This is a genomic window from Nonomuraea sp. B208 (assembly GCF_057536035.1).
In genome coordinates this window covers 85,101-103,383 of record NZ_BAAJOU010000023.1, presented here as the reverse complement: position 1 = coordinate 103,383, position 18,283 = coordinate 85,101, and the positions used below count along the sequence as shown (strand labels likewise).

The following is an 18,283-nucleotide window of genomic DNA, read 5'->3' as shown; positions in this document are numbered from 1 at the left end:
CGTGACTACCTCCCGGCCTCGGACATCGCCAGCCCGGTGCCCGCGTCGAACAGGTGCGCGCGGTCCAGGTCGACCGCGACAAGCAGCCGCTCCCCCGGCGTACCGGTGACGGTGGTTCGTGCCTTGACCTTGAGGATCTCCGTCCCCACCCGGACGTCGACCACCGTCCGGTCACCGAGCGGCTCAAGGCCGTAGAGCTCACCCGGCAACGACGCGTCCCCACGCTGCTCGACGGACAGGTCCTCCGCGCGCAGGCCCAGCAGCAGCGGACGACCGTCCTCAGCCGTGGTCCAGCGGGGCCGCGGCAGCGTCCAGCCTTCCGCCCCGACCAGACGATCTCCCTCGGCGTGGCAGGCGAGCAGGCTGATCGGCGGGCTCCCGACGAATCCCGCGACCCACTGGTTGGCCGGCCGCTCGTACACCTCGGCCGGCGTCCCGACCTGTTGCACCTTTCCCTCTTTGAGTACCGCGACCTGGTCGGCCATGGACAGGGCCTCGACCTGGTCGTTGGTCACGTAGACGAAGGTCGCTCCGAGGCTCCGGTGGATGCGGGTGAGCTCGGTGCGCATCTCGACACGGAGCTTGAGGTCGAGGTTCGTCAGCGGCTCGTCCATGAGGAACGCGCGCGGGCGACGGACCAGCGCCCGGGCCAGGGCGACCCGCTGCATCTCACCACCCGACAACTGCGCGGGACGACGCTGCAGCAGACGTTCGATGTGCAGCAGGCTCGACATCCGTTCGACGGCGGCGGCGATCTCGCTCGGGGAACAGCGGCGGGCCCGCAGCGGCGAGGCGATGTTCTCGTACGCCGTGTGTCGCGGGTAGAGGGCGTAGTTCTGGAGACCATGGCCAGGTCGCGTGCGGCCGGGCTGTCACCGGTCGCGTCCCTCCCGTCCAGGTGCACCGACCCGGCGTCAAGCTTCTCAAGGCCGGCGATCGCTCGCAGGGTCGTCGTCTTGCCCGCCCCGGAGGGTCCGAGCACGACGAAGAACGAGCCGTCCGGTATGTCCAGCGTCACCCCGTCCAGGGCCTGGACTTTGCCGAAGGACTTGCACAGCCCGCGCACTGCCACGGTTCCCATCAGGCCACCAGCTCTTCCGTGCTCACGTCGTAGACCGGCGGCGGCCCGCCGGTGTGTCGCAGCCCGACCGGTGCGTCAGCGGTGAAACGGACAGTCGGTGGCATCCGAACCCGTACGTCGCGCTGTCCGTCGTGGTCGACCACGTAGATGATCTCGTCGCCCAGCCACTCCGCCGAGACCACGCGGGCCGGGACCGAACGTTCCGCCCCTGGTTCCGTGACTTCCAGCGCCTCCGGCCGGACGCCCGCGACCAGGCGACGGTCGCGCGGCAGGCCCGGCGGTGGCGTGAGGGCCAGCCCGCCCTGACTGCGCAGCTTCCCGTCGGCCACCTCCACCTCGATCAGGTTCATCGGCGGGGAGCCGATGAACGCGGCGCAGAAAAGGCTCGCCGGACGGTCGTAGACTTCCAGCGGCGTGCCGATCTGCTCGACGCGGCCCTTGTTGAGTATGGCGATTCTGTGACCGAGCGACATCGCCTCGACCTGGTCGTGCGTGACGTAGACCATCGTCGTCCCCAGCTCCCCCTGCAGGTGCTTGATCTCCGTGCGCATGTCCGCCCTCAGCTCCGCGTCCAGATTGGTGAGGGGTTCGTCCATGAGGAACGCGCGCGGTCGTCGCACCAGGGCGCGGGCGAGCGCGACGCGCTGCTGCTCCCCGCCGGACAGCCGGTGCGGTCGCCTGTCCAGGAGCGGACCGAGCCGCATCAGCCCGGCGGCCTCCTCGACCCGCTTGCGCACCTCCGCCTTGGGCAGTCCCTCGGCCCGCAGCGGGAACGCCAGGTTGTCGCGGGTTCTCAGATGCGGGTAGAGAGCGTAGAACTGGAACACCATGGCGATGTCGCGGTCGGCGGGCGGCAGGTCGTTGACCAGCGTGTCGCCGATGCGGATGTCGCCCGTCGTCTGCCTTTCCAGCCCGGCTATGGCCCGCAGCGTGGTCGTCTTGCCGCAGCCCGAAGGGCCGAGCATCACGAACAGCTCACCGTCGCGGATGGACAGGTCCACGTGATCGACCGCGACCGTCCCGTCCGGGTAGCGCTTGTGCAGGGCGCTCACCTCGATGCCCGCCATCAGCGTCGCACCGCCCCGAGCGTCACACCGGCGACGAGGTGCTTGCGCACCAGGTAGGCGAAGACGAGCACCGGCAGGGCGAACACCACGGAGGCGGCGGCCACGAGACCCCAGTCCACCGTGGTCCCGCCGATGAGGCCGGCGATGGCGGGCGGGGCCGTCCGCACGTCGTCGCTGGAGGTGAGGAAGATGGCGAACACGAACTCGTTCCACGAGAAGATGAGGGCGAAGACCGCCGTCGCGGCGATGCCGGGCAGGAGCAGGGGAAGGGTGAACCGCCAGAACGCCTGCAGGCGGGTGTAGCCGTCGAGCATGGCGGCGTCCTCGTACTCCGCGGGCACCTCGTCGACGAACCCCTTCATCATCCAGATCGTGAACGGGACGTTGAAGGCGGTGTAGATGAGGATCAGGCCGAGCTTGGTGTCGATGAGCCCGACCTGGCGGTACATGAGGAAGATCGGAATCACGACCACCACGGGCGGCATGAAACGGGTGGACAGGATGAAGAACAGCTGGTCCTTCTTGGCCTTCACGGCGAAGCGTGAGTAGGCCCAGGCCGCCGGGACCCCCAGCACGGTGGCCAGCGCCGTGGAGACCCCGGCGACCAGGACGGAGTTGAGGAACGAGGCGGACAGGGTCGAACGACCGCCGCCGGAGGCGACGAACACGTCCCTGAAATGCTCCAAGGTGACCTTGAAGTCGAAGAACTTGGCCGGGATGGCGTAGACGTCCCGGTTCTCCTTGATGGACGTCTCGATCATCCACAGCACCGGGAAGAGCATCACGATGGCCAGCACGGTCAGCAGCGCGACCTCCAGCACGGCGCGGCCCCGGCCGCCGAAGCGGCGCGAGGGGGGCGTGTGATCCCCGGCAGGACCTGTGGACACGGCCTCGTCGACGGAGAGGGCCATCAGTCCTCCTTGAGCTTGTTCAAGTAGCGCAGGTAGAGCTGCGTGAGGACGATGACGACGATGACCATGAGGATCCCGTACGCCGAGGCGGTCCCGGTGTTGAAGCCCAGGAACGCGACCTTGTAGACGTGGAACGACAACGTCTCGGTGGAGACCCCCGGGCCTCCACTGGTGAGGATGTAGACGAGGTCGAACAGCCGGAAGGCCTCGATGGCCCTGAACAACACGGCGATGAGAAGCAGCGGCCACACCAGCGGAAGCGTGATGGTGCGGAACTGGAACCACTCGGACGCCCGATCGATCGAGGCGGCCTCGTACAGGTACTTGGGAACCGCGGTGAGGCCCGCGAGTGCGATGAGCATGATGAACGGCGTCCATTGCCAGGTGTCGACCAGGACAAGGGAGAGCAGTGCCGTTCGCTGCCGGGTGAGCCACTCCACCTGCCCCAGGCCGAGCGAGCCGAGCATGCTGTTGATCACGCCGAACTGCGCGTCGAGCATGAATCGCCAGAACAGCCCGACCACGACCGGCGACAGCATCATCGGAACCAGGAACAGGGTGGTCAGCAGTCCTCGTCCGTGCATGCGCCGCGAGATCAGGTAGGCGATGGTGAAACCGAGCACGGTCTGCAGGGCGACCGCGCCGACCACGTAGATCAACGTCGTCAGGGCCCTCTGGTGGACCTGCGGCGAAGTCAGGATGGCGGTGTAGTTCTCGAACCAGAGGAACTGGGCGGGCCCCCCGCGAGTGGCCGAGTAGTCGGTGAAGGACAGGTACAACGCCCACAGCAACGGGAACACCGACATGGCGAGCAACAGCAGCAGCGCGGGAGAGGTGAAGGCCACGGCGAGCCAGCGGTCGCTCAAGCGGCGGGACCGGTCCGGTGCGGGCGGCGTCGCGGACGCCACCCGCCCGGGGCGGTCGGTCGTCAGAGGGGCGGAGTCACTCACAGTCCGCCGCCGCCCTTGCCACTGCTGGCGTTGAGCACGCCCTGCTGCTGCTTGGCGATGTCGTCGAGCGCGTCCTTCGGCGCCTTCGCGCCGTTGAGAGCCGCGTTCACGTTGGTGTTCTCGATGTCGACGAGGCGCGCGTACTCGGGCACGTTCCACATGTCCCGCATCCGCGGAACCGAGTCGGTGTACACCTGGTTGAACGGCTGGGCGTTGAGGAACTCGGGCGACTCCAGGGCGTCCGTACGCGAGGGCACGCCACCGGCCGCGGCCCACTTCTTCTGGATGTCACCCTGCTCGAACCACTTCATGAAGTTCAGGGCCTCCGCCTGGTTCGCCTCGGGCGAGTAGGCCGACACGTGCATCCCCATGCCGCCGAGAGGCACCAGGTTCGTCTTCTGGCTCGGCAGGGTGGCGAAGCCCAGCTTGTCGAGAATCTGCTCCCGCGTGGTGCCGAGCGTCGACTGCTTCGGGTCGAGCAGGCCGCCGCTCGCGGCGATCCAGTTGAACGCGATGCAGGCCTTGCCCTGGGCGACCGCCGCGTTCACCTCGTCGATGAACCAGTTGCCGGAGCCCTTGGCGGTCAGCGGCTTCATCTTGTTGACCAGGACGTCCATCGCCTCCTGGCCCGCGGCGTCGTTGAGGACGCCGTCGATCTTGCGCGTCTTGGGGTCCCAGAGGTTGCCGCCGTAGACGCCGTTGACCGTGTTGTAGGTTACGGCCGCGGCGTCGGAGCCGTTGGCCTGGTGGAAGGCCAGCCCGCTGACGCCGGGGTTGTCCGCCTGGCACTTCTCGGCGACCGAGATCATCTCGTCCCAGGTCTGCGGTGGCTTGTCGCCGATCAGGTCCTTGCGGTAGATCATCGTCCAGGTGTCGCCGAGCAGCGGCAGTCCGTACAGGCTGGCGTTCTCGTCGCGCTTCCCGGTCTCCGCCTGGGGGAACTGGCCGTAGGCCGCCAGAAGGTACGGGTTGTAGGCCTTGACGTCGATGTTCTTCTTGACGAAGTCGGTGATGTCGAGGATGTTGCCGTTCGTCACGGCCTCGCCGATGTGCTGCGAGTCCAGGATCGGGATGTCGAAGTCGGTCTTGTGTGCGGCGAACTGGGTGAACATCGCGTCGTGCCAGTTCGCGTTCGGCACGGTCTTGACCTTGATGGTCACGTTCGGCCGCCCCTTGGTGTACTCCGCGTTCGCGAAGGCTTCCAGCGCGTGGGCGGGGGGCCAGTCGAACCAGATGAAGCTGAGGGTCAGCGGATCCTTGGTGAGCTCCGGGATGGTCGCCGGCGCCTTGGGGGCGCTGCCGTCCTGACCGCCGCAAGCCGCCACGGTCGTGGCCACTAACATGGCCGCCGTAGCCAGCCGCGCCTTTCGACCGGGAACCGACAATCGTCCTGTTCGCTTCGGATACCGCATCTTCTTGCCTGCTTTCTGGGGGGATTTGTGGAGCCTTGCCGCGTGCTTCGCCGAGCAGTTGCCGGGTTGGTCAGGCGTGTTGCCGGCTGTCGCGGGGGCTGATCAGCAGACCGGCGTCACGAGTACGCCGCGACTTCATGGGGCTTCGAGCAGTCGGGAAGTCCTTCGGTCCTGGTGCGGCCCGATGGCGAACCGAAGAGGACGTCGAGCATGCTCATAAGAGCTCCAACTGATCGAAGCGGAGCGATGGCGGGCGATTCCCCGATGGGTGAAGGATGGCTGGCGTCCGCCACCTTTCCTATACGATCTGAGTGGGAGCGTCAACATCCCGCAATGCTGCGAGCGATGCCGGCAGGTTCCCGAAGACGCAAGAAAGGACCTCACGTCACGATGGACGACGAAGCGATGATCGCGCGGCGCCGTGGGGCCATGACGGGCGGAATCCCGCCGGGGAGATCTCGCGGCCGGCTTGCCGACGAGGTGTACGACACGCTGCTCGGACAGATGATGTCGCTGCGGATCGAGCCGGGCTCCCGCGTCACGATCGACGCCCTGGCGCGGGAGCTGGGGGTCTCACAGACGCCGATCCGGGACGCTCTGAACCGTATGGAGGCCGAGGGCCTGGTCGTGCGTGTGCCTCACGCCGGCTATCGCATTCCCCCCCAGATCACCCGTCACCGCTTCGAGGACATGCTCGAGATCCGCCTGCTCCTGGAGCCGGCGGCGGCGCGCAGATCCGCCGAACGCGCGTCCTTGCAGCAGGTGGCCGGTCTGCGGCGGCTGCTGGAGGAGATGGCGGAGCTGGAGGGGGGCGGCGGGCTCATGGCCTATGGCGCCTTCGGGCTGCGCGACGCCGCTTTTCACGATCTCGTCGCCCTGAGCGCGGAGAACCAGGTCATCCGCGAAGCGCTCGCCCGCCTGCACACGCACGTGCACCTGTTCCGGCTTCTCCACGACACCCAGGTCACTCACCTGGCCATGGCCGAGCACGAAGAAGTCCTGGCCGCGATCGCCGCGCGCGACCCCGACGCCGCCGCCTACGCCATGCGCCGGCACATCCTGCGGTCCGGCGAGCGGTTCCGGCGGTTGTTCGACGAGGCCAAGGGCGCGGACGGAATGGTGGCAGAGGCTTGACGGGCGGGCCGGGCCGGGGAATGCTAAGTCAACCCGATCGGATCGGATTGGATCCGCCTCACCCGCCTCAGATGCGAGGAGAAGCAGGTGCCAAGAGCGCTGCTGCTGACCGGCGACGCCGCCGAGGAGCTCGACACCATGTATCCCTACTATCGCGTACAGGAGGGCGGCTGGGAGGTTGACGTCTCGTCACGGACGATGCGTGACGTTCAGCTGGTCATCCACGAGTTCGACCCCGACTCCGACGCCTACGTGGAGAAGAACGGCCGGAAGCTGCCGGTTGACGTGCCCTGGGCCGAGGTCGACGTCGAGCGCTATGACGCCCTCATCATCCCCGGGGGACGCGCCCCCGAGTGGATCCGGGTCGACGCCGACGTCAGGCGCATCACCGAGCACTTCTTCGCGCGCAACCTCCCGATCGCGCTGGTGTGCCACGGCGCGCAGGTGCCGGCTGTGTACGGGCTGCTGAAGGGCCGCAAGACCGCGTGCTTCCCGCCCATCACCGGTGACATGGAGAACGCGGGCGCGACGGTCATCGACGCTCCCGACGTCGTGGACGGCAACCTCGTCTCCTGCAGGGGGTGGCCGGACATGCCGAAATTCGGCAGGGCGATGATGGAGGTCTTCTCGAAGTCCGTCAACTCCGCATCGGCATGAGCGCACCCGGCCCGTCCCGGTGACGGCATCTCGGACCGTCACCGTCGACGGCTCCCCCGTCCACGTCCTGGAGAGCGGCACCGGGCCCGCGGTGTTGATGCTGCACGGCTCCGGACCCGGTACGACCGGATCCGGCGCCTGGGCGACGACGGCACAGGCGCTGGGCACGTCCTGGCACCTGGTGGCTCCTGACCAGGCGGGGTTCGGCCGGACCCCGATCCCGGCCGGCTCCAGGGGCGGGCTCCGGCTGTGGACGGAGCAGGCCGCGGGCCTGATGGATGCTCTCGGTGCCGAGCAGTACGCCGTGGTGGGCCACTCCATGGGCGGGGCCGTGGCGCTGGCGTTGGCGGCCGCGCGTCCCCGGCAGGTCACCCGTGTCGTGGCGGTCTCGACGATGGGCGCCCCCGGGGCGCCGCTGTCCGCCGAGCTCGACGCGATCTGGGCCGCTCCTGCCGACCCGCTCGGGGCACGAGACATGTTGAGCCGCCTCGTCCTCGACCAGGCGCTCGTGACCGAGTCGGCCGTCGCCGCCCGTGCGGCCGCGATGCGGGCGGGGGCGGCCGCATTCGCGTCGTTGTTCCCTCCTCCCAGGGCGCGCTGGGCCGACGACCTCACCCTCTCGGCGCGAACGCTGGCAGGGGTGCGCGCGCCCGTGCTGCTCGTCCACGGCGCCGAGGACCGGGTCACCCCGCTCGGGACGGCAGCCCTGCCCCTGCTCGAGCACCTGGCCGACGTCCGTCTGCACGTGCTCGGCCGATGCGGGCACGTGCCGGCGCTCGAACACCCGCACGACTTCAGGCGACTCCTGTCGTGCTTCCTCGGCCGGGAACGAGGTCCCTGACTCATCTCCGTGGGCCGTAGGTTCAAGTCTCGCCCCCTACCACTGTCGGCGATTCGCCGGCGTTCACCATCTCTCGGACGGCGAGCTTCGACAGCTCGCCGTCAGGCGTCCCCGTGTGGAAAGTTTCACTGACACCGCCGCGCGGACGACTGTGATGACGCGGGTACGGCCGCCACATCGCACGACGTCACATGGTCTGCTACCAGCCTGTTGATCCGTGGGGCGAGATCGTCGCCCTTTTACGGGCCGTACGGAAACCGCGATTCACCGCTTGTTTCGGAGAGCGGTCCTTCATATGGGGCTGTCCAGTCCGTGGCCATTGTGTGATCCTCCCCTCGAGAAGGCATGTCCCGCGGCGTCTCGGGCGCGCGGCCCGGCCGGCCTCACCGACGTGCGCGTCCGCCTCGCCCCTATCAGGGCGGCGACCTTGGCGGACGGCGAGGCCGGCATCTCTGGCGAAATCTCCACAGTCAACGGCGCGAAGAAAGGGCACCCCATGATCGCTGGCAACCCGATCCGCCGGGCACTGGCGGTCGGCGTGATGATGGCCACCACCGCCGCGATGGTCGTGACCATGCAGCATCCCGCCGCCGCATCAACCCTGACGCTCAACGCCACGGTGGACTGCCTCAACGTCAACTACTCCGGCGACACCCGCGACTGGTACGCCTCGTACGTCTCGGTCGGCTCCGCGCCTCCTTCGTACGGCGTGACCATGCCCTACAGCTCGATGGTCGCGAACCCGGCGAACCACACGTGGTCGTTCACGATCAGCCTGCCCGGCGGCAGCACCTCGGTGAGCGTGTCGGCCATCTGCAGCGGCGGTCACCAGTACGACCAGGTCGGCTGGACCAACGGACCGGCGATCAGCATTCCCTCCTCGGCCACGGCCCTGACCGCCACCTGGGGCTGCTCCACCCAGCAGGTCTATCCCGGGCCCTACATCACCGGCTGCAGCGCGCAGTCCTACTCCTACAGCTGAGACTCCTGCCTCCCTGAAGGCCGTCCGCGCTGTTCGCTGAACGTCGTGACGCGGCCGGGGAAGAACGGGTGCGGCCCAGCCTCAGCGAGAGGTTCGCCGAGGGCTGGGCCGATATCCGGTCGCGAGGTCACGCGCCGGTGCAGGTGTAGCCGGATGGCAGGGCCGTGTTGCCGTCGGGGCGGCTGGCCTGGAAGCCGAAGCTGGTGGTGCCGGCTCCGGGGGCCAGCGTGCCGTTATGGCCCACGCTCTTGGCCGTGACGGTCTGCCCGCTGGTGGTGACGGTGGCGTTCCACGAGCCGGTCAGCGTGTGCCCGGCCGGGAGCGTGAACGTGACCGTCCAATTGGTGATCGTCGAGGTGCTGGTATTGGTGATGGTCAGCGGCTGGATCACATAGCCGGTGCCCCACTGGCTCTGCACGGTCGGCGTCGCCGAGCAGGCTCCGGTGGTGGTGCCGCTGGTGGTGACCTGGACGGTGTTGGACACCGGCGAGAGGTTGCCGGCGGCGTCCCGCGCGCGGACCTGGTAACGGTAGGTGGTGCTCGGGGTCAGGCCCGTGTCGCTGTACGAGGTCGTGGCCGAGGTGCCGACCTGGGCGAAGGTGCCGCCGGTGGCCCCGGGTGCGCGCAGGATGTCATAGCCGGCGACCTCCACGTCGTCAGTGGAAGCGGCCCAGGACAGATTGGTGCCGCCGGCGGTGGTGCCGGAGGCCGCCAGCCCGCCCGGGGCGGTGGGTGGCGTGGTGTCGCCGCCGGTGGAGGTCGTGGTGAACGTGACCAACGCGGAGTTGGCCGACAGGTTGCCCGCGCCGTCGCGTGCCCGTACGTAGACCTGGTATTCGGTGTCGGCGGTCAGCCCGGTCAGGGTGATCGCGTTGGTGGTGGACTGGCCGAGCAGCGGGTCGGTGGCGCCCTGCTCCCGGTAGACGTTGTAACCCGCCAGGCCGGAGCCGCCCTGGTCGGTGGATGCCGTCCAGGTCAGGGTGGCGCTGGTGGCGGTCACGTTGGAGACGGCGGGAGTGCCCGGAGAGGTCGGCGGGGTGGTGTCGTTCGTGCTTTGGAACTGATTGAAGAAGTTCCACACCACTGCCTTGGTCCAGGTACGTGCGCCGTCGTCAGCGGTGGACCCGTCCACTGGACCAGGGGTGTGCCCCCCGTCGAATGCCGCCCACACGACCGGGTATCCGGATCGGCATCCCGAGTAGGCGGTGACGACGTGCGTCAGGCTGCCCTGTGCCGGTTCGGGCGGATTTTGGGCAGTGCACCCGTTGTTCCTGACGAACGTGTCGCGCAGCGACCGGCCCAGCGAGATGTTGAGCACGTTGTCCCTGAGGCCGTGGAGCCCGATGTAGGCGATGGGCTGGGTGCCGCCGCTGCATCCGCTGAGCTGCGCGCCGGAGTAGACCGCGACCGCGCGGAAGACCGTGGCCCGGGCGCAGGCCAGGGCGTAACTCATGCCGCCGCCGTAGCTGAAGCCCCCGGCGAACAGCTGCGTGGTGTCGACGCACAGGTCTGCTTCGATCAGCCTGACCATGTCGTCGACGAAGGTCAGGTCCTGCCCGCCGGAATTGGCCCAGCCGTTGTTCAGCCCCTGGGGGGCGACGAAGATCGCCGTGTTGTTCGCCAGTTGCCTGAGCCCGTAGTAAGACCAGGTGAATCCGCTGGTGCCACCTGAGTCGACGTCGTTGGCGGTGCCGCCGTTCCAGTGGAACCCGAAGATCAACCGGTAGGGGTTGGTGTTGTTGTAGTTGTCGGGAATTCTCAGGATGAAGGAGCGAGTCCGGCCGCCGCTCTGGATCGATTGCGTGCCACTTCTGAGTGTTGGCGTCTTGCCGCATCCTGGCGTGGCGGCGGCGGCGCTCGCCGCGCGTGACGTGGTTTCGCTGCTGCTCAGCGCCGTACCACCGCTGGCCACCGCGAGAAGCACCGCCGCGATGACAGCGGCGAGGACGGATTTACGCCGCATCGTCACTCACCTGCCTGTGGCACCACCGGAGGGACGGTGCCAGGGCGTCGGTTAGCGTTAACATGAGCTGGATCAATCCTCTCATCCGTGCGGAACTGGCGTGATTGGAGGGCATGACGGCGCTTTTCCGCGCCCGTTCCTGCCGATGGGTGGTGGTGCGACGGAGCAAATACGAGGCATGCAGATCCGTCAAGGCGCGGCTCGCTCCTTTGACGTGACGGGCGGCGCTCCCATGCCATTTTGCTGGCACGTATCGCGTCGTTCAGCCTGAAAACATGTTGAAAGTTTCACGACAAGGCTCTCAGAAAGCCATGGGGCAGCATTCAACCCTTCCCTGCCCTTGGCCGCGCTGCTTCCAAAGCTCCTGAACCAAAAAGCGGGCTCGGTTCCATGATTCAGGCCCGTATCGAGGACGTGATGCCCGGGGAGGCGGAGTGGTGTCCTGATCCAGCGGCTTTGCGAGCAGCGCAGCCGTCAGCCGCAGCTAGCAGTCGCAACCGCAGCCGTCGCAACCGCAACCGCCGTCCTCGCCCGAGCAGCAGGAACAACAATTGCCGCAGTTGCCGCAGCAGTCGTAACCGGAACAGTCGAAGCGCTCGCAGCAGGAGCCCTCGCGGTCCTCGTCCCAGGGGGGCCGGTACAGGCCGCAGGTGCAGCAGGTGAACGCGGCGCACGCCAGCGACAGCAGCCCGCCGGGATCCCGCTTCGGCGGTCGCCTCCCCGGCGGTGCGCCGGGGTCGCCGGGCGGGTGGCCCGGCGAGTGGCCGGGGGCGTGACCGGGGCCGTGCGTTCCTGCGGTGGCTTGCGATCCGGCGGTGGCGAAGGCTCGGGAGACGGCGTTGCCGGTTTCCCGTACCAGCAGGGCGCGGGTCAGGGCCGGGCGGGGCAGGTCGAGCGCATCCACTGCGGCGAGCAGGTCGGCGTGCGCGGCGTCGCAGTGGCGGCGCGCCTCGGCCAGGCCGGTGCCGGTGGCGGCCAGCGGGTTGTACGCCCCGGACGCCCGGTCGTCGGCCAGGTCCTCCACCGCGTCGATCAGGTGGGCCAACCTCCCGAACCCGCGACCGGCCGCCTCCAGGGCCTCGCGGTTGTGCGGCTTGCCCGCGAGCACCCCCGTGTGGGCGAACGCCGCCGCCACGGCGTCCTCGGTGGGTCCCGTCAACTCTCGTAATCCGGGGGCCGCGCCGCTGCCCGGAGGCCTCTGGGCGGGGACACGTTCCAGGAGGGCCTGGCGGACGGCCGCCGCCGTCAGCGGGGTGGGGTCGAAGCCCAGCGTGCCGGCCGTGGCCGTACCGGCGGAGGACCAGCGGCCCGCCAGGCGGGTGGCGCCGGCGGCCACAGGGCGGCGGGCGTACATGCCGTCGCCGTCCGCCACGTGGTCGTTCACCTTGCCGGCCGCCAGGAGCAGCGACACCGAGGCCGCCAGCCGCACCCCCTCGGACTCCACCACGTCGGCGCCCTTGAAGCCGCGCAGCGCGCACGGGCCCGCCTTCCGGCGCGGCTTGGGCGCGGACGTCTGGGCCTCGGTCAGGACGGACACGAGCAGGCCGTCATAGTTGGTCACCAGACGGGACAGGTGTCCGTGTTCGTCGCGGAGGGCCAAGCAGAGTCCGCACAAGTGGCCCATCCAGTCCGCGTAGAGCCCCTTGCACAGGACGTGCCGACACGGGCGGACAATGCCGAACATACGTCCCCTTATGATCACAACAGTGAGCCAACCGTAGCATCAGGCCGTCAGAGGGACGCGGCAACGACGGGAGAGCCCCCAGGAAACGCCGCTCCTGAGCACCGCGGTCGCCGGGGCCGCGGTCGCAGCTCGGCCCCGTCCTCGCGGTGAAGGTACGGCCCTTGTGCTGCCAGGCGTTTCGCCACGCCGCCGAGGTGGCGTCGCGGTCCTGGCCTAGACTCGTCGCCACCATGGAAGTGCCGCGCGATCTCCCCTCCCCCCTCCTCACCGCGTTCCAGGTCGTCGGCCTGCCCTGGCCGGACGTGCGGATCGCGCACTTCGACGGCGTGCTGGCCGAGCTCGGCGAGCGCCCGGAGGCGCAGCTGCTGCGTGAGCACGTCGGCAGGCTGCGGAAGATCCAGGACGCGTTCTTCGAGCACCTGCGCGAGCTGGCCGACGATCATGACGACGACCGCATGTGGCTGGTCCGGCACAAGGACGAGCCCTGCGTGACAGGGATACGGGAAGACTGGGCCGAGACCGCGGCGTCGATGCCCGAGTTCCACGCGGCCATCGCGACGTTCGTCCGAGCGCTCCTGGGCGAGCCGCCCGCGGTCCCTGACTACCTGGCGGCCGTGCCCGCCTGGGTGGAGGCGCGCCCCGGGCGCGGCATCCGCGACGAGCCCACCGCCGGTCGGGCCCCCGCCGCGGACGCCCTGCTGCGCTGGCGGGAGGACCCCTACGGGCCGCGGATCTGCGTGGTCACCGGCTCGCCCGCCGCCGGCAAGACCCGGCTGCTGTCCTGGTTCAGCTACTCCGGCATCTGGGACTGGTCGGGCTATCCGGGCCCCGGCGAGGCGGCGATCTGCCTGCGCGGCATGGACGTGGACGACGCCGTGGGTGAGCTGGCCGGGCAGTTCAAGCTCGACGGCGCCGACCTGGCCGCCCTCGACCGGCCCGTGCTCGTCACCGTGGCCGACGCCCACCGGAGCAACGATCCCGAGCGCGCGTTCGCCGAGCTCGTCCTTCCCCTGGCCGTCAACCCGCACGTCCGCCTGCTCGTGGAGCTCAGCCACCCGGACGCCGCGGTCGGTCTCGGCCCGCCGGCGTACGTCCTGGACCTGGACGACCCGCGGGCCACCGACCGCGCCGCCTTCACCGCCTGGTACGACGCCGAACGGGCGGAGCGCTCGCCGTTCACCGCCGGCCAGGTCTACCCGTCGCCGGGGCTCGCCGCGCTCGCCGCCCGGGCCGGGGGCGCCGACCCGGGCCCTGACCTGCCGATGGACGTACGGGTGGCGCGGGCCTGGCTGGACGGTCTGTCGCCGGAGGCCCGCGCCGCCGCCAGCACACTGGCCCTCGCCTTCGCCCCGATCGGCCCGTACACGTGGCGGCTGCTGCACTGCGGCCGGCACCGCGACGATCCGGAGGCCGCCGCCCGCGGCGTGGCGGAGGCAGCGGACCGGCTGCCCCTGACCGAGCCGCGCCTGCCCGCGTACGCCATCGGCCTGCCCTCCCTGGCCGAGGCCGTCGCCCCGCCGGCGGCGGCGCACGGGGAGCTGGCCGCCGTCATGCGCGGCTGGCCGGTCTCGGCCGAGCTGTCCCCGCCCGCGTACGTCAGCGATCACCTGGCCCATCACGAGCGCCTGGCGGGCGGACCCGACGCCATCACCCCGCTTCCGCTCCGCCGCCCGCCGACCAGGGTCACGCGCGAGCTGCTGGTAGACCTGTACGGCCAGGAAGGCGTCGTCCGGCCGCACGACGACGAGATCCACCCCGCGATCACGCACGCGCCCACCCGCCGTTTCCTGGCCGAGGTCGGCCTGCCCGTGGATGGGCTCAACCAGCCCGGCTGGACGGGCGAACATCGCCGCTTCGTCGAGCCCCTGACCGAGTTCTGGCCCGACAGCGTGGACGAGCTACGCGCCTGCGCGGGCCTGCCGGACGAGCTCGGCGCGCTGTTCATGCTCGACGGGCCGGGCACCTGGTACCTCTTCCTCGACGGCCGCACCGGCGAGGTGTACGAGGCGCACGAGGAGCTGGACACCGCCCGCGTCGCCCACCGTGACGTCGAGTCGTACGCCTATTTCGTGTACGTCATCCACCGGGAGCGCAGGCTGTGGTGCGAGGGCCGCGACGCGCACCGCGAGGCGGCCTACTGGTGCGCCGACGACCTGGCGCTGGAGCTGCACACGTACGAGCCGCAGGCCATGGCGGGCGACGACGCCCTCTGGCCGCCGACGCTGGAGGACTACACGCTTCTCACCTAGACGTCGCGCGAGTCGATCTTCGGCCGGAAGGAGGATGGACGCGTCGGAAGCGCCCCTATACAACGGAGATCGCGACGCGAGAACGCGTCGCCTCCGCTTACCGCCGTGAGGATTGCGATGACGTCCATGACCAGACGCCTCACCATGCTGATCGCGACAGTGGGGGTGGCCGGCGCGACTTTGGCGGCAGTGCCCGCCGCTGCCAGTGCCAGCCCCGACAGTTTCAATGACGGCATGGGGTGCTATGCCGTGTTCGACACCGTTTACAAGCGGTTCCACTCGCTGGGTTTCAACGACGACTACTCCACCAGGATGGCCGAAGCCGCCTTCAACAACTGCCAGTCCGCGACCTGACGGTCGTCTCCCCGGGCTGGGCCTGCTCCGACCAGCCCGGGGACACGTGTCTCAGATCTTCGACAGCACCCGGTCGGTGACGAAGCAGAGCATGCCGAATTCGTGCGCCCTGCGATAGGCGAACTCGGTGAGCTCCTCGTCCTCGGCGTAATCGAGGGCGTACACGTCGATGTCCATGCCGAGCAGCCGCTCGGCGTATTCCGCGTGCACTTCGAGAACGTCGTCCGGCCACGGCCCGTACGACTCGGTGTCCACCCACCGGGCGGAGAACGACTCGAACAGGATGCCGTCCACCAGGTCGGCGAGCTGCGGCAGCAGCCCGAACCCCCGGTTGGCCAGCAGGTAGTCGGGCTTGGCCTCCTCCCTGATGGCCGCGATGAGGTAGAGCAGGTGCGGCAGGTCCTCGGGGTAGTTGAACTCGATGTTCAACGTGTCGAGGAACAGGCCGCTGAACCCGCCCGCCATCGCGCTCGTGGCCTGGCCCACCACATGCGCCACCCACCCGGGGTGGCCCGTGTACACGAACGCGCCGCCCCAGTCCGGGTTGCGCTCCTCGCGCTGCCACGGGGCCGGCGGGCCGACGTCCTCGGTCAGCGACAGGTAGCCCAGCGTCTGCACGCCGCGCTCGCGCAGGAGGTCGAGCTCCTGCCTGCTGTAGAAGTCCGGTTGGAGCACGACCTTGTCGAACCTCGACAGCCGCTCCAGCTCCCCCGCCCCGTAGTAGAACGCGATGGGCTCCCTGGTCATGGCTTCCACGATTCCTGGTACCAGGCGAACGTCCTGCGCACGCCCTCCTCCAGAGCGACGCGCGGCTCGTACCCGGTCAGCTCGCGCAGCAGCGTGAGGTCGGGGCAGCGGCGTGCGACCGAGCCCGCGGGCGCGGGCACGTCGTCGATGGCGGGGCTCACCTCGGCGATCCGCAGGACGAGCTTGGCCAGGTCGCCGATGTTGGTCTCGGAGTCGTTGCCGATGTGCACGATCCGCCCCATGGCGCGCGGCTCGGCCATCAGCCGGACCATCGCCTCGACGGCGTCGTCCACGTAGCAGAAGGCCCTGCTCTGGTCCGCGCCGTAGAGCCGGAACGGGTCCTCGCCGCGCATCGCGCGCAGCGACAGCTCGGGGATGACGTGGTCGGCGCCCATGCGGGGGCCGTAGACGTTGTGGAAGCGGCCGATGACGGCCTCGAAGCCCTTGGCCCGCGCCGTGTGCAGCACGGCCGCCTCGCCGAGCATCTTGCTGATGGCGTAGGTGTAGCGCGGCGAGGCCACGTCCTCGATCACCAGCGGCACGTCCTCGGCCGTGGGCACGGGCACCAGGCCGGTGGTCACGCCGCCCGCGTACGCCTCGCTGGTGGAGGCGAAGAACAGCTTGTCGCCCGGGCGCAGCCAGTCGAGCAGGTGCATCATCGCCAGCGTGTTGACCCTGATCACCCGGGCCGGGTCCTTCTCGACGTTGCGCACGCCGACGACCGCGGCCAGCATGTAGATCTGGTCCCAGCCCGGCTCGATCGCGGCGTAGGAGGCCGGATCGGTCAGGTCGGCCGAGCGCACCTCCACGTCCAGCGCGGTCAGCTCGTCGTCGCGGCGGCCACGGGAGAAGTCGTCGATGACGGTGACGGCGTGGCCGTCCGCGCGGAGCCTGCGGGCCAGGTGCAGCCCGATGAAACCGGCCCCGCCCAACAGCAGGACTTTCATACCGTCGTCTCCTCCTTGGCCACGTAGCCGATTCCGGCGTAACGCACGCCGTTCCTGATGACCGCGGCCTCGTCGAGGATGCGCCACGAGTCGAAGATGACGCGCAGGTCCGAGGAGCCGAGCATGGTCTCGGCCTCAAGGGCGCGGTAGTCGGGGTGGTCGTTGATCACGATCATCGCGTCGGCGTCGGCGAAGGCCTTGTCGAGGCTGACGGGCTCGCCGCCGTACTCGCGGATGACCTCGTCGGAGACCAGCGGGTCATGGCCGCTGACCACGAGGCCCGCGGCCCTGAACAGCGGCATCATGTCGGCGATGGGCGTGCCGCGCATGTCGTCGGTCGCGGGCCAGCCCTTGTAGGCCCAGCCGAGCACCGACAGCCTGACGCCCTCGGTCCGGCCGACCGTCTCGCGCACCAGCTCCACGACCCGCTCGGCGACGTGCGCGGGCAGCCGCTCGTTGAGCTTGCGCGCCTGGCCCACCAGGTACGGGCTCCGCGACGTGCTCGCGATCATCAGGTACGGGTCCTTGGACAGGCAGCCGCCGCCCACGTAGCCGGGCTTGGCCAGGTCGGGGCGCGGGTAGTCGAGGTTCGTGGCCCTGATGACCTCCAGCGGGTCGAGGCCGTGCTGCTCGGCGATGAGCGCCAGCTCGTTGCCGAAGGCGTAGATCAGGTCGGTGTGGCAGTTGTTGGACAGCTTGACCATCTCGGCCGTCTCGATGCTGGAGACGGGCACGATCTGGTTGGCCAGGCCGCTGAACACCTCGATGCCGGCCTGCAGGCTCTCCTCGTCGAGCCCGCCGATCACCTGGGGCAGCTCGACCAGCTCACGCAGCGCCTGACCCTGGATGGTGCGCTCCGGCGCCATGACGAGCTTGGCCTTGCCCCAGCGCGCGGTCAGCGCGGGCAGCACGACGGCCCGGCTGGTGCCGATCGGCACCGTGCTGCGCACGACGACCAGGGTGTCGGGCCCGCAGCGCTCGGCGACGTCCTGGGCGGCGTCCGCGAGGTTGCGCAGGTTGGGCGTGCCGGTGGACAGGTCCACCGGCGTCGAGACCGACAGGATCGCCGCGTCGAGCCGCAGGTTCTCGGGCAGCCGGTCGGAGATGAAGACGGTGCTGCCGAGGTGCTCGGCGAAGGCCTCCTCGACGCCGGGCTCGTACACGTGGATGCGGCCGTTGGACAGCGCCTCGACCACCCGGGGGCTGGCGTCCACGCCGTACACGGTGTAGCCCTTGCGGGCCAGGGCGGCGGTCAGCGTCAGGCCCACGTAGCCCATGCCGATCACGCCGACTGTCTTCGGCAT

At 69.6% G+C, this 18,283-nt stretch carries 16 protein-coding genes and 1 pseudogene; 6 read left to right on the top strand and 11 right to left on the bottom strand.

Annotated features, from left to right (window positions below):
- Positions 1-5: 5 nt before the first annotated feature.
- From AC27IY_RS24305 to AC27IY_RS24280, 6 genes and pseudogenes are all read right to left on the bottom strand, one after another.
- The gene (locus AC27IY_RS24305) at positions 6-485 is read right to left on the bottom strand and encodes a TOBE domain-containing protein (protein ID WP_487179424.1); all 480 of its coding nucleotides are present in this window, start codon (positions 483-485) and stop codon (positions 6-8) included.
- A 174-nt stretch (positions 486-659) separates the two neighbouring features.
- A pseudogene (locus AC27IY_RS24300) lies at positions 660-1,081 on the bottom strand (ABC transporter ATP-binding protein); the annotation flags it as partial.
- Positions 1,081-2,148, bottom strand: coding sequence for an ABC transporter ATP-binding protein (locus AC27IY_RS24295; protein WP_449944323.1), 1,068 nt, complete (start codon positions 2,146-2,148; stop codon positions 1,081-1,083). The gene AC27IY_RS24295 and the pseudogene AC27IY_RS24300, both read right to left, overlap by 1 nt.
- Positions 2,148-3,059 (bottom strand): carbohydrate ABC transporter permease, encoded by a 912-nt coding sequence (locus tag AC27IY_RS24290; protein ID WP_423444662.1) that lies wholly within the window; start codon positions 3,057-3,059, stop codon positions 2,148-2,150. The genes AC27IY_RS24295 and AC27IY_RS24290 overlap by 1 nt, the downstream gene beginning before the upstream one ends.
- Positions 3,059-4,009, bottom strand: a complete 951-nt coding sequence (locus tag AC27IY_RS24285) for a carbohydrate ABC transporter permease (protein ID WP_487179268.1) — start codon at positions 4,007-4,009, stop codon at positions 3,059-3,061. Before AC27IY_RS24285 ends, AC27IY_RS24290 begins: the two co-directional genes overlap by 1 nt.
- Positions 4,006-5,352: an extracellular solute-binding protein gene (locus AC27IY_RS24280; RefSeq protein WP_357642355.1), complete on the bottom strand. Its 1,347-nt coding sequence runs from the start codon at positions 5,350-5,352 to the stop codon at positions 4,006-4,008. The genes AC27IY_RS24285 and AC27IY_RS24280 overlap by 4 nt, the downstream gene beginning before the upstream one ends.
- 459 nt (positions 5,353-5,811) lie before the next feature.
- Here AC27IY_RS24280 and AC27IY_RS24275 point away from each other — a divergent pair, with 459 nt between their 5' ends.
- From AC27IY_RS24275 to AC27IY_RS24260, 4 genes are all read left to right on the top strand, one after another.
- The gene (locus AC27IY_RS24275) at positions 5,812-6,555 is read left to right on the top strand and encodes a GntR family transcriptional regulator (protein WP_423444668.1); all 744 of its coding nucleotides are present in this window, start codon (positions 5,812-5,814) and stop codon (positions 6,553-6,555) included.
- A gap of 87 nt (positions 6,556-6,642) precedes the next feature.
- Positions 6,643-7,212 (top strand): DJ-1/PfpI family protein, encoded by a 570-nt coding sequence (locus tag AC27IY_RS24270; protein WP_371249081.1) that lies wholly within the window; start codon positions 6,643-6,645, stop codon positions 7,210-7,212.
- A gap of 19 nt (positions 7,213-7,231) precedes the next feature.
- On the top strand, positions 7,232-8,053 hold the full coding sequence (locus AC27IY_RS24265; RefSeq protein ID WP_487179267.1) for an alpha/beta fold hydrolase: 822 nt from the start codon (positions 7,232-7,234) through the stop codon (positions 8,051-8,053).
- Positions 8,054-8,549: 496 nt separating this feature from the next.
- Positions 8,550-9,035: a hypothetical protein gene (locus AC27IY_RS24260; RefSeq protein ID WP_487179266.1), complete on the top strand. Its 486-nt coding sequence runs from the start codon at positions 8,550-8,552 to the stop codon at positions 9,033-9,035.
- A gap of 127 nt (positions 9,036-9,162) precedes the next feature.
- Here AC27IY_RS24260 and AC27IY_RS24255 read toward each other — a convergent pair whose 3' ends face one another.
- Entirely contained in the window at positions 9,163-10,998 is a 1,836-nt protein-coding gene (locus AC27IY_RS24255; protein WP_487179265.1) for a cellulose binding domain-containing protein, read from the bottom strand.
- A 484-nt stretch (positions 10,999-11,482) separates the two neighbouring features.
- Positions 11,483-12,682 (bottom strand): DUF5685 family protein, encoded by a 1,200-nt coding sequence (locus AC27IY_RS24250; RefSeq protein WP_487179264.1) that lies wholly within the window; start codon positions 12,680-12,682, stop codon positions 11,483-11,485.
- Positions 12,683-12,912: 230 nt separating this feature from the next.
- Between AC27IY_RS24250 and AC27IY_RS24245 the strand changes: the two genes are divergently transcribed.
- Together AC27IY_RS24245 and AC27IY_RS24240 are read left to right on the top strand one after the other, a co-directional pair.
- The gene (locus AC27IY_RS24245; RefSeq protein ID WP_487179263.1) at positions 12,913-14,931 is read left to right on the top strand and encodes an SUKH-4 family immunity protein; all 2,019 of its coding nucleotides are present in this window, start codon (positions 12,913-12,915) and stop codon (positions 14,929-14,931) included.
- Between the two features lie 126 nt (positions 14,932-15,057).
- Positions 15,058-15,285, top strand: a complete 228-nt coding sequence (locus tag AC27IY_RS24240; protein ID WP_371249092.1) for a hypothetical protein — start codon at positions 15,058-15,060, stop codon at positions 15,283-15,285.
- A 51-nt stretch (positions 15,286-15,336) separates the two neighbouring features.
- Here AC27IY_RS24240 and AC27IY_RS24235 read toward each other — a convergent pair whose 3' ends face one another.
- From AC27IY_RS24235 to AC27IY_RS24225, 3 genes are read right to left on the bottom strand one after another with little or no spacing between them, the layout of a single operon-like run.
- Positions 15,337-16,032 carry a hypothetical protein gene (locus tag AC27IY_RS24235; RefSeq protein ID WP_344219676.1) on the bottom strand — a complete coding sequence of 232 codons (696 nt, stop codon included), beginning with the start codon at positions 16,030-16,032 and terminating at the stop codon, positions 15,337-15,339.
- Entirely contained in the window at positions 16,029-16,979 is a 951-nt protein-coding gene (locus AC27IY_RS24230; protein WP_449944269.1) for an NAD-dependent epimerase/dehydratase family protein, read from the bottom strand. Before AC27IY_RS24230 ends, AC27IY_RS24235 begins: the two co-directional genes overlap by 4 nt.
- Positions 16,976-18,283 carry a nucleotide sugar dehydrogenase gene (locus AC27IY_RS24225; RefSeq protein ID WP_449944266.1) on the bottom strand — a complete coding sequence of 436 codons (1,308 nt, stop codon included), beginning with the start codon at positions 18,281-18,283 and terminating at the stop codon, positions 16,976-16,978. Before AC27IY_RS24225 ends, AC27IY_RS24230 begins: the two co-directional genes overlap by 4 nt.

What these genes read in the sequence shown, in the direction of transcription:
- AC27IY_RS24245 (WP_487179263.1), top strand. Translation starts at nt 12,913, where the DNA reads ATGGAAGTGCCGCGCGATCTCCCCTCCCCCCTCCTCACCGCGTTCCAG.
- AC27IY_RS24260 (WP_487179266.1), top strand. Translation starts at nt 8,550, where the DNA reads ATGATCGCTGGCAACCCGATCCGCCGGGCACTGGCGGTCGGCGTGATG.
- AC27IY_RS24235 (WP_344219676.1), bottom strand. Translation starts at nt 16,032, where the DNA reads ATGACCAGGGAGCCCATCGCGTTCTACTACGGGGCGGGGGAGCTGGAG.
- AC27IY_RS24250 (WP_487179264.1), bottom strand. Translation starts at nt 12,682, where the DNA reads ATGTTCGGCATTGTCCGCCCGTGTCGGCACGTCCTGTGCAAGGGGCTC.
- AC27IY_RS24240 (WP_371249092.1), top strand. Translation starts at nt 15,058, where the DNA reads ATGACCAGACGCCTCACCATGCTGATCGCGACAGTGGGGGTGGCCGGC.
- AC27IY_RS24230 (WP_449944269.1), bottom strand. Translation starts at nt 16,979, where the DNA reads ATGAAAGTCCTGCTGTTGGGCGGGGCCGGTTTCATCGGGCTGCACCTG.
- AC27IY_RS24225 (WP_449944266.1), bottom strand. Translation starts at nt 18,283, where the DNA reads ATGCCGAAGACAGTCGGCGTGATCGGCATGGGCTACGTGGGCCTGACG.
- AC27IY_RS24305 (WP_487179424.1), bottom strand. Translation starts at nt 485, where the DNA reads ATGGCCGACCAGGTCGCGGTACTCAAAGAGGGAAAGGTGCAACAGGTC.
- AC27IY_RS24295 (WP_449944323.1), bottom strand. Translation starts at nt 2,148, where the DNA reads ATGGCGGGCATCGAGGTGAGCGCCCTGCACAAGCGCTACCCGGACGGG.
- AC27IY_RS24275 (WP_423444668.1), top strand. Translation starts at nt 5,812, where the DNA reads ATGGACGACGAAGCGATGATCGCGCGGCGCCGTGGGGCCATGACGGGC.
- AC27IY_RS24255 (WP_487179265.1), bottom strand. Translation starts at nt 10,998, where the DNA reads ATGCGGCGTAAATCCGTCCTCGCCGCTGTCATCGCGGCGGTGCTTCTC.
- AC27IY_RS24280 (WP_357642355.1), bottom strand. Translation starts at nt 5,352, where the DNA reads ATGTTAGTGGCCACGACCGTGGCGGCTTGCGGCGGTCAGGACGGCAGC.
- AC27IY_RS24290 (WP_423444662.1), bottom strand. Translation starts at nt 3,059, where the DNA reads ATGGCCCTCTCCGTCGACGAGGCCGTGTCCACAGGTCCTGCCGGGGAT.